This window comes from uncultured Vibrio sp. (assembly GCF_947488985.1).
In the GTDB taxonomy this organism is placed as follows: Bacteria; Pseudomonadota; Gammaproteobacteria; order Enterobacterales; family Vibrionaceae; genus Vibrio.
Map to the genome: position 1 here is coordinate 1 of NZ_CANLBV010000101.1, position 13,911 is coordinate 13,911.

Sequence of the window (13,911 nt, forward strand, 5' to 3'; positions counted from 1 at the left end):
ACATCGACGCCTCTGCCTTGTATAAATACCCAGCAACTCGCTGCAAAAATCAGCTCGAAAGATCAACACGCCCTAGTGCCTCATGGATGGGGTACACCCTACCAAATCATAACCAATATAACGGGCTTGAAAGCACGGTGGCTTTCTACGGCCTGAATAAAGAGAATTACAATGAAAAAGTCGATTCTTTCTGCAGTGATCCTGACAACACTTGCCTCGGGTTCTGCTTTCGCTGCACACACTTTCACCAATGACGCGGGCGATAGTCTTACTTTAGACGGTCGTTTCGACGTTCGTTACCAAGATAAGGGCGGCGACCATAACGGTGAGTGGAACAGCGGTAGCTCTCGTTTCGGCCTTAAAGGTCAAATGGGACTAGACAACGGCTGGACAGGCTTTGGCCATGCTGAGTGGGGTTACAACTCCGGTGCTAACGGCGACAATATTTACGACCGACTTCTATACGCTGGCGCAGAGCACGAAAAATACGGCAAAATTGCTGCGGGAACTAAGCAATGGTCTACTTTTTATGACGTAGCATGGTACACCGACTTAGGTCGTGTTTTTGGTACTCGCGGTTCAGGTGTTTACAACCTGTCTGATTGGGGTATTGCTTCTGGTACAGGTCGAGCAGAAAACTCCATTACTTACCGTAACTCAATCAACGACCAAGTAAGCTACGGCTTCACTTACCAAACGACACGTGAAGAAGTTGCACTAGCGAGTAATGCGACAGCTTCATTGAAAAACGGTATGGGTGCGTCAATCACTTACAAACCGGTTGGTGGCGTAACACTCGGTGCAGCTTACCACCAAAATGAAATTGCAGACCTAGACTCAGGTGTGGTTGGCGTAGAAAATGGCGACAACATACGCATCATGTTATTGGGTGCGAACTACAGTAACGGCGGCTTCTACGCAGGTGCCACTTTCCATGTTGGCGAAAACTGGGAAGCAGTAAGCCAAGGCGGTACGGATGTAATGTTCGATACCCTAGGTGGTGAAATCTACACGTACTACCACTTCGACAATGGTCTACGCCCTACGTTGAACTACAACTACATGGAAGATCGTGATGACAAGACAGATGGCTATGAACGTAACCTTCTTATCCCCGGTGTTGAATACCACTTCCAGAAGAACAAATTCCTAGTTTGGACTGAGTACCAATTCGATCTAGGTAAAGATCAGCTTGTTGGTAACAAATTCGAAAACCGTGATGACCAATTCGCTGCAGGTATTCGTTACTACTTCTAATGACTGAACAAGGCGTTAGATAAATAAGAACTATTGAACAACACTGTCCAACTAAAGCTCTACAATATGCTTATGCATGTACGTAGAGCTTTCTTTTGGGTCATACCCAAGCAAATACCCAACAACCTCAATTAGCCCTTATCTTTCATAACATTTTCATGCATTGTTTTTTTTGAATACGTACCTAATTATGATACTCTACACGTCATTAATTTGGCTTAAAATACATGGTTTATGAACTCTCCAAAACAATCCTCGTTACCTAAAGCAACAGTAACATCAAAAGATGTCGCTAAACTGGCTGGCGTTTCTCAATCTACTGTTTCTCGTGTATTTGTACCTGGCAGTTCGGTTTCTGAAAAAACCAAGCAAAAAGTATTTGAAGCCGCAAAAGCACTCAACTATCGCCCAAATGCTTTTGCCCGAAGCCTTACTACCAACGAGTCTAAATTGATTGGTTTGGTCTTCCCTGATGCTGACTACCCCATTCACATGAAAACCCTGCAGCTCATCTCAACTGAGTTACAAAAACAGGGCTATTCTGCAGTGCTTATCCCTTGGCAAGTCGATGGTCATGACAACCACTCGATTCCTAACATCTTCCAGTATCGAGTTGATGGTGTGATTGCCGCTTCTGCGACGTTCAATAAGTCGCTTTATGAAGAGTGTGAAGAGTTCGATATCCCTATTGTTCAGTATGCTCGTGTAGTTGAAGGTACTAAGAGCAGTCATGTGGTGAGCGATAACTATGCAGCAGGCCAAGTTGCTGCTCAGCATTTGCATAGCGTTGGAACAAAGTCAGCGGTTTACCTAACAGGTAACGTACCGACTTACACCAATGGCGAACGTGAAGCGGGCTTTTGTTCAGAGTTCGAAGACTTAACAGGCAAGCAAGCTCGTGTTATTGAAGCGGATTATGACTACCTTGATTCACTGGATACGATTCGCGCTCTGTTTTCCGAACCAACACAGCCACAAGCAATATTCTGTGCGACAGATAACCTAGCAATGGCGGTCATGGATGTAGCGCGCTTAGAGTTCAATCTGCGTATTCCTGAAGATCTGCAAGTAATTGGTTTTGATGACATCCCACAAACTCAGTGGTTGAACTACCAATTGACCACCTTTAAGCAAGATTTCAAGCGCCTTGCTCGTGAGTCAGTGAAAATTGTCGTTAGTCAGATTCAAGAGCAGGACACCAGCTTGGTTAAGTTGATGGTGCCAGTGAAGTTCATAGAACGAAAAACGACGCTAAAATAGAGCCAAGGTTTAGACGCATTCCAATAAAAATCCCGCTCACACAGAGCGGGATTTTTTATGATATTTGATTAATTCCCCACACCACCGGTTTTCTCTGCCGGAGATTCAGGTGTGACTGGCGGCCACTCTTCGAAGGTTGCTAAGTGTTGCTGAATAGCGGCTTGAGCAGGACCAAATGCCCACATCTTCTGCCCCATCCATTTCAAGTACATTCCAGATTCTTCAGCTGCTCGTTCGTAAGGGTCACGACGCAAGTTGAACAGTAGTGGTGCGTTAAGTTCTTCTTTCGGGCCACTCCAACCGTGGTTCTGTACTACGAAGTGCGCTTTCCAATCACCCACTCGAACCGCTTGTAGCTTGTCTCGCTCGTAGTAGTAAATCTCTTTACGATTCGACTCGCCTTTTTCCGTCAGCATATCAACTTGGTTGTAACCATCGAGGTGCGCTTTAAAACCATCGTGACCTTTGAGCATTTTCTCTTTCAGGTCTGCTGGGCCACCCGCCGCTGCAATCAGTGTTGGTAACCAATCCATACCATCAAAGATGCCATTGCCGACACTGCCAGCTGGGATTTTGCCCGGCCAACTAACCAATGCAGGCGCTCTCACGCCCCCTTCCCATGTTGTGCCTTTTTCGCCATGGAACGGCGTCATACCGCCATCTGGCCATGTCATGATTTCAGGGCCATTATCAGCCGTAAAAATAATGATGGTATTGTCGGCAATGCCGAGAGCTTTCATCACCACTTCTTGCAGTCCCTAGCCGTTCTGGCCGAGCATGGCCTCATACTCTTCAGAAAGGTGCGTCCAAACGTGTCCTCGTGATGGGCAATACCAAGTAAAGAATGGCTTCTCCGCTTCAACCGCCCTTTCGATGAAGTTGATCGCGTGGTCGTTTACCTCATCATCGAGCGTACGCATACGCTAAGTACAACCCCATCGCGGCACGAAAGATATGAGTGACATTGATAGGACTCGCGTCGATCCCAAAAAGGTAATCAAGAGAGATAACTGGCGAATAGCCGTAAGACAGCGCAATGGGTGTTAGTCCCACAACTGCAACTAACAGGAAAACACTTTGTGGCTTCATATCCTTACTCTTTTAATTTGGCTCTTTTCAAAAAACATAGTCTACAACCATCAATATACAAGTTGCATATATGGAAGAGTGGATAATTGGGAGATACATTCGCTCTCGTGCTATTTCACATAGAAGATAAGGATATCAATATGGCTAAATGGCGTTATTTACTCGCATCAGCATTAGCTGCAAGTTCAACCGTCAATGCTCAGGAAGCAAGTGAACAAGCGGATACAAAAAAGTGGCAACATAGCTTCGAAATTTACGCGCTCGCACTCAACATCCGCGGAGACAGCACCATTGGTGATTTGTCTGCAGGTGTCGATGTTGATCCTGCATTCATCATGGATCATCTTGATATGACCGCAATGGTGCGTTTAGAGGGTGTCTATGACAATCAGTGGGGCTATTACATTGATTACAGCTTCATGAAGTTAAGCGGAAAAACAAACTCAGTTTTAAGTAGCAACCTAGAGGTATTGAAAGGCAATCTTGATATCCGACAAGGTGTTTTAGATGTGAAGGGGTTTAAGCGCTACCAATACGATTTTGGCACGATTGATTATCTGTTTGGGCTTCGTTGGTGGGATAACGACATAGATGCCAAGCTTTACACTTCAGTTGGCGACTTAAATAGAAGCAAATCATTAGATGAAGATTGGATAGATTACCAAATAGGTGTGAGATGGATAACGCAGATCAATAAGGATTGGAAGTTTCACGCTACCATTGATGCAGGGCTTGGCAGTGACACCAACTTTACCTCATCTCTTTTAACTGGTGTTCGATACCAGATAAACAGTTGGTCTGACTTAAATGTTGCCTACAAATCCACTTGGGTGGACTACGAAAACAAAGGGACTTTTGAATATGACACGGCATCACAAGGTTTCTTGATTGGGTGGGCTGCTCATTTCTAGTCAAACAATAGGAGGTAAGCCTGATAGCGTTAGGCTTACCTTACAAAGTCATCCTCTCTGCGCTATTGCCGTTTTTAAATAACGAATAAGCAAGACAGAGAATAATTAATCAAGGGTCTAGTTGTTCACAGAATTTGGAACCACGCACTCTTGCTTCATGATTTTAAGGCCAACATCGAGGGTTTCTGTCCATGCTTGTTCGACTTGATCATTATAGTGAGGGTCGTATTTCTTAACCGTATTAAGCAATGATTTAAACCACTCATTGAGCTCTTGCTCAGAGATATCCATTCCTAAATCTTTGTGCTGTTTTCCGAGTCGCTTTACCGAGTTGCGCACACCGGGCAACCCAGCTGAGTTATAGATGAGGATGATTGAAGCCTTGAGCATCTTGGTTTGTTGCTCCAATCCCACTTTTTCAAAGCGCTCTGAAAACCTAGGATTGTGTTGGCAAAAGTCGGCCAAGAATGACTCTAAAAACGCTTGATCAATCCGGCAACGCTCAAAGCTCTCATAAAACAGTTCGTTTGAAGTCATCTAGCTAATCCTTTGCAATAGTCTGTTTGTCTTGAACCACTAATATGACTTAATTATACGCCACAGTGGTATAAAAAGAACTGCGGCATATCGTGAGCTACAACACAAAGTGAGTTGCACAAATCTTGTTTCCATCAGGATCATGCAAATAAGCCATGTAAAGTCGGCGCTTCAATCTCATTTGTCTAGGCGTCCCCCAACTACAACTGTTGCTTTATCCATTGAGCAAACACCTGAAACTTGGTTCGTTGGTCCATCCCTTTCGGGCACACCAAATCATAGCCCTTACCAGACTCTATGCTCATCATTGGAGCAACCAACACCCCCTGCTCGATATGTGGCGTCATAAACTCTAAGCGCCCTAGTGCAACGCCCATTGAGAGTATCGCAGCATCCATGGCCAAACGATTATCACTATAGTAATCACACATCAACGTGCAATCTACATCGCTTTGAACTTCAGCTAACCACCGCTGCCAAGCCGTCACGTTCCCACTATGAATAAACTGTACATCAGCTAATTGATATAACCCCTTATCGAGACTAAACCTCTTGGCGTACTCTGGGCTGCACACAGACGTTCTGATTCCTGAAAAAAGTCGCTCGCTGTAATGGTTAGGGTAATGCCCTTCACTATAAAAAATAGCCACATCATAAGGTTCGAATTGGAAGTCAGATTGGTTCTGTTTGGTTTGCAGCTTTAGGCTCAAGTTCGGATAGAGTTTTCTAAATTCGGGTAGACGTGGCATCAACCAAGACGAAGCAAAGTAGGGAGAGGTTGCGATGTATAGCTCACCACTCAATTCACCCGTTTGAATGTCCATGAGTTCAGAAAATATCGATTCAAAAGAGACATTCAACATCGAAAGAACTCGCTGACCTTCTGGGGTCAATTCGAGCTTTCTCGTTTTACGTACAAACAGGCTAAATTTCAGCTGTTGCTCCAACTTTTGAATACGATGACTGACACCACCCTGTGTCAAAAACAACTCTTTAGCAGCCAAAGTAAAGCTCAAATGTTTAGCCGCAACACTGAATGTGTGTAGCAATGACAGTGTCTGTTGCCTATTTTCAAACAAGCCCATGGATTAATCTCACTAATTTATAACTCATCAATTCTGGTTTGTCGGTGTGCCAACTCATCATATAGATTAAGTCAAGTAATCTAAAAATCTAATGGTGAATAACATGAAACAAGAACAAAAATTAAAAGTCGTCGTGATCGGTGGCGGTTCAAGTTACACCCCTGAGTTAGTTGAAGGCTTGTTAAAACGTCATCACGAATTACCTATTACTGATCTGTGGTTGGTGGATATCGAGGCTGGGTTAGAAAAAGCTCATATCATTGCCGATTTAACCAAGCGCATGATTAATAAAGTTAACTGCGAAATTAATGTTCACCTGACCACGGACCGACAATTGGCTCTGAAAGACGCCGATTTCGTATGCTCTCAATTTCGAGCGGGTCGACTAGAAGCAAGGTTGCGTGATGAACGCATCGCCTTGAAATATCGAATGATCGGGCAAGAAACGAACGGGCTGGGTGGTTTCTCAAATGCCTGTCGCACTATCCCTATTGCATTAGAAATCGCGAAAGAGATGGAAGCATTATGCCCGAACGCATGGCTACTCAACTTTACCAATCCATCAGGCATGGTCACCGAAGCTCTGCTTAAACACTCGTCAATCAAAACCGTTGGTCTGTGTAACGTTCCAGTCAATATGGAGCTTGGTGCAGCCAAAATGCTTGGCGCAAAACGTGAAGACATTACGATGCAAATTGCAGGCTTGAACCACTTAGTGTGGGCTCGCAAGGTGCTACATGAAGGGCAAGACAAGCTGGGTGAGGTTATCAATCAACTTCTTGGTGGCAACGATCAAATGATGCCGAAAAATATCCCTCCCTTTGAATGGGACGGCGAGTTAATTCGCTCACTCAACATCATTCCATGTGCATACCTGCGTTACTACTATCAGTCTCGAGATATCTTAGATAAAGAGTTTGAGGCGTCTAAGAACAACGCTAACCGCGCCGACTTAGTGGCTCAAGTTGAGAAGCAACTGCTTGAGATATACAAAGATCCAATGCTGGATACCAAACCTCAACTGTTAGAAGAGCGTGGTGGTGCCTATTACTCTGAAGCTGCTTGTGAGTTGATGAGCAGTATTTATAACAACAAGCGCTCTATCATGCATGTAAATACCCGCAATAACGGCGCAATACAAGGGTTGCCAGATGACTGCGCGGTGGAAGTCAGTTCAGTGATCACCAGCAGTGAAATTATCCCACTCAACGTCGAGCCTTTTGACAGTGATACGCTGCGCTTGATCCAGCAAATGAAAGAGTTTGAAACCCTCACCGTAAAAGCAGCGATAACGGGAGATATTGCCACAGCGAAACGTGCTCTGATCCTAAACCCAATCGTTGATACAGGCTCGCACATTGATGAAGCTCTGCTAGAAACGATTCGCGAAAACTTAGAGTTCATGCCTGCGTTCGCTCATCGGCTGACATAGTGTGATAACTCCCTCAGTATAAATCACTGTTCTCGTTATATTAGCTCAGTAGACACTGAGCTAATTCAAATCTGAAAACCCACACCTTCTCATTAGAATGAGGCCAACCATGAAGTTGATATTGAACGCCGATGATTTCGGTCTCACCGAAAGCGTAAACCTTGGCATTGTCGATTGTTTGAAAGCTGGTATGGTGAAATCAACCACAATAATGATGAACCAGCCAGGTACACAACATGCCATCGAACTTTACCACCAAGGCTTAGTTCCTGAAGTTGGATTACATTTTACGGTCACGGCAGGCAAACCCATTAGCTCACCAGAACTCATCCCCAGCCTTGTCGATCATAAAGGGTATTTTGTAGATAAAACTACCCTGCTCAACAAAGCAGATGTTGTTGAAGAAGAGGTGGTGCTTGAGCTTAATGCGCAATACCAAGCTGCGCTTGATGCTGGTTTAAAGATCAATCATATCGACAGTCATCACTTCGGCGGCGTCTTCCAGCCTCTTAAAGCTGCATTTACTCGAACCGCCAATGATATCGGCCTGCCCGTGAGACGAATCGACAATATTGTGAGCGGGCAAGATTCACTTTTAGTGCCAACACCAGATGCGTTTGATATGCGATTTTTTGATAACGGGGTTTCACTAACCAGCTTACAAGATTTGCTGTTGAGCCACCAAGCCATGATACCTAACGGCACGGTCGAATTGATGTGCCATCCCGCGCTTTTTGCCAGTGACGAACTGAGGTCATTGTCTAGCTATGCCACTAAGCGAGTGGAAGAACACGCCTTATTGACGAGTCCGGTCTTACAACAATGGCTCTCTGACAATGGTATTGAATGCATTGGATTCGATCAGCTTTAGCTAAATCCTAAAACCAATCTAGTCGAGGATACGCTGAGCACCCTGCCCTTGGTCATGCAGAATATCTTCTGGGCTTAATAGATGGCACTTCTGCATGCTCAAACAGCCGCAACCAATGCAGCCAGTTAAATTCTCTTGTAGCGAGCGGATCTGTGCCATCTTGCTGTCGAGTTGTCCTTGCCACTTCTTCGCCACTCGCTCCCAATCACGCTTGGTTGCGGTGTGGTTCATCGGCAAACTAGACAACTCTTCGGTAATCTCTTCAAGCGTAAACCCTATCGATTGGGCGACTTGAATCAGGGCGATTCGACGCAGCATTGCAGATTGATAGCGGCGTTGGTTACCATTAGTTCGAATAGAAGCAATCAACCCTTTGGTTTCGTAAAAACGCAGAGCCGAAGGTGCGACACCACTGCGCTCCGAGAGTTGACCAATCGTTAAATACACGATGTTTTTCATGTTGTTACTTCCCTTTCCGAATATCCAATACGAGCTCTAATTTCTTCAATCAAATACACGCAAGAGCACTAAACAAAGCTCAGCATATAAAAAAGCAGAGTTCACTTTAACTTTAGGTATAGATTTGAATTTAAGTAAATCTCTCACCGAGGATATATAACTGATATCTACAATAATCGATTATGGCTTCGCGGTACGATTACCATACATCTCATCAAAGCCCGCAATACCCTGCTCCCAAATTGGCTGTTCTTCCCCGACTATCGATTTCAATGTATCGATGAACAACTTGGTTTTTATCGGCGCGTCTCGGTGAGGATAAACCGCATAAAAGGTACCAAAATCATCCAATGCCAAATGCGTCATGATAGGCACTAACTCGCCCTTTGATATTTCATCAGTGATCATCTGTACCGTGACCACCGCTAAGGTATTGCCTGTTAGCGCACTCTTCGGAATCATCTCCACATCATTCACCTTATAGGTCGCGTTGAGCTGAAAATGCTGTGTATTGCCCTTATCATCGCTGTAGGAGAATTTGTCGATCACCAAGCCCGGTGCGGCATAAATAGTGGCCGGCAATGACTCAAGCTTTTCGATGGTGTTAATTGCCCCGTGCTTTTCAATGAATTCAGGAGACGCAACAATCAAGAGTCTGCTTCTCGCTATCTTGCGGCAGATCAAGCTAGAGTTTTTAGGCTTACCAATTCGAAAACCAATATCAAACCCTTCTTTGACCATATCAACGATACGATCTTCGAGTCTCAGTTCAAAATCCACATCCGGATACTGTTTCTGAAATACTGATATCGCCTGCTGAACATATTGCCGACCAAACATGGTAGAGCTCGTAATTCTTAACAGGCCTCTAGGCTCGGAATGATAATTCTGTGCCAAGCGTTGTGTGTCATTGAGTAAGGCTCGCAATTGATGGGCTTGGTTGACCATCTCATTGCCTGCTGCCGTGAGCGACAAAGAGCGAGTGGTTCTGTTCAACAGTCGAACATCGAGCTCTTCTTCAAGACGACTGATCTGTTTAGAGATGACAGAACGGTCAACGTTCCTCTGCTCCGCGACTTTGACGAACGAGCCCAACTCAACCACTTCTAGCAGCAATAATAAACGACTTGATGTATCCATAACGACCTTTGTTTCATTTAAAGCACCAATTAAGTGCCAATATGACTATTTTTCTCATCTTATTACAAATCTATAGTAGCTGCACATAACGGAGACAACATTCAGTCCCAAATAATTAGAGGAAACAAAGATGACACTACTATCAATTACTAATCAAAATGGCATTGCTACTGTATCAATCAACAATCCACCAGTGAACGTATTAACTTTCGATTTAATTAATGAAATCAATGAGTTTGTTCTATCGCTAAAAGATGACCGCGATACTAAAGTGGTGGTATTCAAATCACTGCATGCTGAGTTCTTCCTTGCTCATTTGGATCTTAACGTGATCAACGGCACTCAAGGTGGACAGGCTGGCTCAATCGAATTCAACCACATGATTGAAAACATCAAAGCGATGAAACAAGTGTCTGTCGCTGTTGTTGATGGTGTTGCTCGTGGGGGCGGTAATGAGTTTGTGATGGCGTGTGACCTTGCTTATGGCACTGAAAACTCAGCGTTCGCACAACCAGAAATTCATGTAAACATCCCGACAGGTGGCCAAGGTGCGGTGCAATTTGCAAGACGCATGGGCAAAAATAAAGCACTACAAGCTCTGTTACTAGGTAACGATTTTACTGCGCAACAAGCTGAAAGCCGCAATATCATTACTCAGTTCGTGCCGAAGGCAGAGCTTGAAGATTTCTTAGCGGCAACGCTAGGTGTGATCAGCCAATTGGAAGTGCGTGACATCGTGATGTACAAAGAGATCATCGCAACCTCAATCAAAGATGAGCAAGCGGGATCAGAGCTAGAATTGCGTTACTTCTTAGAGCGTGCAAAAGAGCAAAAAACAGCAGCCATCATTGCTGCATTCCTAAAGCACGGCGGTCAAACTGAGCGTGAAGCGAAAGACATTCAAGGCATCTTCGTTGATACCGCCGCTGAGTTATCAAACTAATACAACACCTAAGGCAGCCATGACGTTATGGCTGCCTTCAGCATTTAAGATCTACCCGCCCACGGCATGAAGCGAATGAACTGAGTACGCTAAAACCACTTAACCGATCTTCTTCATGATCATTTTAAGATTGTCGATCATCTCTAGGTTGGTCATCTCGCCCGTCTCCATATCGAAGTTATCGTAGAAGCTCGGCACTGACATCGACCCTTTCACATCGGCATCGAAGTAAGGCGCAGAATTAACCGCAGAAGATAACACCGAGGTTGCGCCACCTGAGCCCGGAGAGGTAGCCAGCATTACCACAGGTTTACCCTACTTTCATATCGATGCGCGATGCCCAATCAAATACGTTTTTAAAGGCCGCTGTGTATGGCACAGGTAAAAATAGCACACTCATAAATGCAGTAAGTGTGCTTTATCAAAAGGTAATTTACTTAAGTTTATTTAATGAACTGATACCAGAATAGGCAACGCCCGATAGTTCTGCCATTTCACGATTCCATGTTGCCAAATCGTGAGGGTTAAATTGATTCAGGTGATCATGTCCACACGCTCTCGCCATCACTTGCATTAACTCTGTCGATGCTTCAAAGAAGTTTTTAAGCTGATTCGATGCCTTCTCGACATTTAAACGTTGGCGTAAGTCGGCCTTTTGAGTCGCAATACCCGCTGGGCAATTATTGGTATTACACATTCTCGCCGCCACACACCCTATCGACTGCATAGCACTGTTTGAGATAGCGACACCATCAGCACCAAGTGCCATCGCTTTAACAAAGTCCATCGGAACACGTAAGCCACCCGTGATGATCAATGTGACTCGATCACTAACCCCTTGTTTATCTAGGTAGGCTCTAGCACGAGCCAAAGCTGGAATAGTAGGAACACTGATATGGTCTCGGAACATTTCTGGCGCAGCCCCAGTACCACCGCCACGTCCATCCAAGATGATATAATCGGCACTTGCATCTAATGCGAACTGAATGTCTTCCTCGATATGGTTAGCACTTAGCTTAAAGCCGATCGGGACACCGCCCGTCACTTCTCGAACTCGGTCGGCGAACTGTTTAAAATCTTCGACCGTTTTTAGGTCTTTGAAGGTTGGTGGTGAAATCGCAGCGGTGCCCGCTTCAATGCCACGCACCTCGGCGATCTTGCCGATGCTTTTCGCCCCCGGTAAATGCCCGCCCGTTCCGGTTTTCGCGCCCTGTCCACCTTTAAAGTGGAAGGCTTGAACGTTTTTAAGCTTAGATTCATCGTAACCAAACTGAGCGCTGGCGAGTTCATAAAAATAGCGAGAGTTCGCGGCCTGTTCCTCGGGTAGCATACCACCTTCCCCCGAACAAATACCCGTACCTGCCAGCTCTGCACCTTTGGCTAAAGAGACCTTAGCTTCTTCAGACAAAGCGCCGAAACTCATGTCGGATACAAACAGCGGGATTTTGAGCTTGAGTGGTTTCTTCGCCTGCGGGCCGATCACAAGTTCAGTATTAACCGTCACCTCTTCTTGTAGAGGCTTAGTCGCCATTTGTGCCACCATCACCTGAATATCATCCCAATGAGGCAACAGATACCTTGGGACGCCCATCGATGTCATTGGTCCATGATGACCCACTTTAGATAAACCGTCTCGTGCAAGTTGATGAATAAACTCAACCGTGGGCTCTTCTTTGGTTGCCGATGCTGCAGGTGACAGTTCTGGCGTTGCCGATTGAATATGAACATCAGGGCCTTCTTGCCCAACCTGATCTGCTGTAAATTGTTTATGGGTTCCATCGCAAAAAGGCAGGTTGTTCGAATACTTACAACCGCACAGGTGCGCATCACCACTCTTTTCTGCGACAAAACTCTTGGGTTTGAAACCAGAGCCAGCATGAGAACCATCACAAAACGGTTGGTTTTTCGATTTACCACAGCTACAGAAGTAATATTTTTCCCCTTCTGTTAGCTCCACTTTCATTGACTTAATATCGGCTATCACTGGATTCTTCATAGATGGTTCACCCTATTATTTTTATCATTTGATGACTAGCTCACAAGATCAAAGTAAAGAAGAGATAGGGCGGGATTTCAATGAACGGCGAGCTTAAGACGCTGAAAGTGGGTAACCACAGCCATCGTTTTGGGCATAAAAATGGCTACCCACTGGATAGCCAGAATGAACGATTGAATTTAAATTCGATTAATCAAACAGTTCGATCACCAGCTTGTTGTCTTTAATCACAAGGTTGGGCTCCGACGCTTTAATCAATGACTCTTGAACCTTACTGCTGTCCAATTTGTAAACCGGAGCCTGAGATAAAGCAAAACCTATCATCGATACCGCGGGTTTGAGTAGTGTCTCTATTTCAGGCGAAAGCTGTTTGCCCTTTTCTTCAAAGCGCTCTAGTCGCAGCGACTTTAGATACACCTCGCCACTTTCCTTGTCGTATTCAGGAATCGCGCTGAATTCGATATCAAGATCTAACCCCATATTTGGCATGTTAAACACTTGAACTTTTGCATTGGTATTCGCCAGAACAGACACACGCTCGGCATCAGCTCGACCAATTTGCACCGCTAAGTCATCAACCGCGACTTGCGCATACATAACGTTTTGCACACCGACTTCTTGTTCTAACATCACCGAATCTTGCAGGTAGCTCGTCATTTCTTGTTCAGTAACGCTATAGCTAACACAACCGCCTAGCATCAGCGCAGAAGCTGCTAAAATGAACTTTTTTGCTACGTTAATTATCATCAATATCAGCTCTTTATCGTTAGTGATTAGCGCGGAGTTTACTGTGTGTTCATCAATAAACATAACAGTAAAAATACGATATTCGTGAATCCCTTTAATTAATAAGCATATACCCGTGATCATTGAAGGTGCTTGATTTTTAGTAAAATCAGGATCATGCTACGAACTATGATAATTACACTGA

The 13,911-nt window shown here is 44.8% G+C and carries 12 protein-coding genes and 4 pseudogenes; 6 read left to right on the forward strand and 10 right to left on the reverse strand.

From position 1 onward, the window contains the following. Positions 1-171: 171 nt before the first annotated feature. Both Q1A70_RS16740 and Q1A70_RS16745 read left to right on the forward strand, forming a co-directional pair. A complete protein-coding gene (locus Q1A70_RS16740) occupies positions 172-1,257 on the forward strand; it encodes a porin (protein ID WP_299694158.1) in 1,086 nt (361 codons plus the stop codon). A 234-nt stretch (positions 1,258-1,491) separates the two neighbouring features. After that, a complete protein-coding gene (locus Q1A70_RS16745) occupies positions 1,492-2,517 on the forward strand; it encodes a LacI family DNA-binding transcriptional regulator (RefSeq protein WP_299694161.1) in 1,026 nt (341 codons plus the stop codon). A gap of 68 nt (positions 2,518-2,585) precedes the next feature. Here Q1A70_RS16745 and Q1A70_RS16750 read toward each other — a convergent pair. Next, positions 2,586-3,440, reverse strand: a pseudogene (locus tag Q1A70_RS16750) (sulfatase-like hydrolase/transferase); the annotation flags it as partial. After that, a pseudogene (locus Q1A70_RS16755) lies at positions 3,439-3,606 on the reverse strand (DUF4345 domain-containing protein); the annotation flags it as partial. The pseudogenes Q1A70_RS16750 and Q1A70_RS16755, both read right to left, overlap by 2 nt. 140 nt (positions 3,607-3,746) lie before the next feature. Here Q1A70_RS16755 and Q1A70_RS16760 point away from each other — a divergent pair. Then, complete coding sequence (locus tag Q1A70_RS16760) at positions 3,747-4,517, forward strand: DUF481 domain-containing protein (RefSeq protein ID WP_299694164.1); 771 nt, start codon at positions 3,747-3,749, stop codon at positions 4,515-4,517. A 117-nt stretch (positions 4,518-4,634) separates the two neighbouring features. Here Q1A70_RS16760 and Q1A70_RS16765 read toward each other — a convergent pair whose 3' ends face one another. From Q1A70_RS16765 to Q1A70_RS16775, 3 genes and pseudogenes are all read right to left on the reverse strand, one after another. Next, the gene (locus Q1A70_RS16765) at positions 4,635-5,054 is read right to left on the reverse strand and encodes a globin (RefSeq protein WP_299694167.1); all 420 of its coding nucleotides are present in this window, start codon (positions 5,052-5,054) and stop codon (positions 4,635-4,637) included. Between the two features lie 97 nt (positions 5,055-5,151). Next, a pseudogene (locus Q1A70_RS16770) lies at positions 5,152-5,226 on the reverse strand (VOC family protein); the annotation flags it as partial. 28 nt (positions 5,227-5,254) lie between these two features. After that, positions 5,255-6,139, reverse strand: coding sequence for a LysR substrate-binding domain-containing protein (locus Q1A70_RS16775; RefSeq protein ID WP_299694170.1), 885 nt, complete (start codon positions 6,137-6,139; stop codon positions 5,255-5,257). Positions 6,140-6,242: 103 nt separating this feature from the next. On the opposite strand from Q1A70_RS16775, the gene Q1A70_RS16780 reads away from it, so the two are divergent. Together Q1A70_RS16780 and Q1A70_RS16785 are read left to right on the forward strand one after the other, a co-directional pair. Then, positions 6,243-7,571 (forward strand): 6-phospho-beta-glucosidase, encoded by a 1,329-nt coding sequence (locus Q1A70_RS16780; protein ID WP_299694173.1) that lies wholly within the window; start codon positions 6,243-6,245, stop codon positions 7,569-7,571. Positions 7,572-7,680: 109 nt separating this feature from the next. Continuing rightward, the gene (locus Q1A70_RS16785) at positions 7,681-8,442 is read left to right on the forward strand and encodes a carbohydrate deacetylase (protein ID WP_299694176.1); all 762 of its coding nucleotides are present in this window, start codon (positions 7,681-7,683) and stop codon (positions 8,440-8,442) included. Positions 8,443-8,460: 18 nt separating this feature from the next. On the opposite strand, the gene soxR is transcribed toward Q1A70_RS16785, so the two are convergent. Further along, positions 8,461-8,901, reverse strand: coding sequence for a redox-sensitive transcriptional activator SoxR (soxR, locus tag Q1A70_RS16790; protein ID WP_299694179.1), 441 nt, complete (start codon positions 8,899-8,901; stop codon positions 8,461-8,463). Positions 8,902-9,081: 180 nt separating this feature from the next. Further along, on the reverse strand, positions 9,082-10,041 hold the full coding sequence (locus Q1A70_RS16795) for a LysR family transcriptional regulator (protein WP_299694182.1): 960 nt from the start codon (positions 10,039-10,041) through the stop codon (positions 9,082-9,084). Between the two features lie 130 nt (positions 10,042-10,171). On the opposite strand from Q1A70_RS16795, the gene Q1A70_RS16800 reads away from it, so the two are divergent. After that, positions 10,172-10,984: an enoyl-CoA hydratase/isomerase family protein gene (locus tag Q1A70_RS16800; RefSeq protein ID WP_299694185.1), complete on the forward strand. Its 813-nt coding sequence runs from the start codon at positions 10,172-10,174 to the stop codon at positions 10,982-10,984. 99 nt (positions 10,985-11,083) lie between these two features. Here the strand turns inward: Q1A70_RS16800 and Q1A70_RS16805 are convergent. The 3 genes and pseudogenes from Q1A70_RS16805 to Q1A70_RS16815 all read right to left on the reverse strand — a co-directional run. Continuing rightward, a pseudogene (locus tag Q1A70_RS16805) lies at positions 11,084-11,357 on the reverse strand (NAD(P)H-dependent oxidoreductase); the annotation flags it as partial. A 60-nt stretch (positions 11,358-11,417) separates the two neighbouring features. Beyond that, positions 11,418-12,980, reverse strand: coding sequence for a glutamate synthase-related protein (locus Q1A70_RS16810; protein WP_299694188.1), 1,563 nt, complete (start codon positions 12,978-12,980; stop codon positions 11,418-11,420). Between the two features lie 189 nt (positions 12,981-13,169). Continuing rightward, positions 13,170-13,727: a DUF1439 domain-containing protein gene (locus Q1A70_RS16815; protein ID WP_299694191.1), complete on the reverse strand. Its 558-nt coding sequence runs from the start codon at positions 13,725-13,727 to the stop codon at positions 13,170-13,172. Positions 13,728-13,911 lie beyond the last annotated feature (184 nt).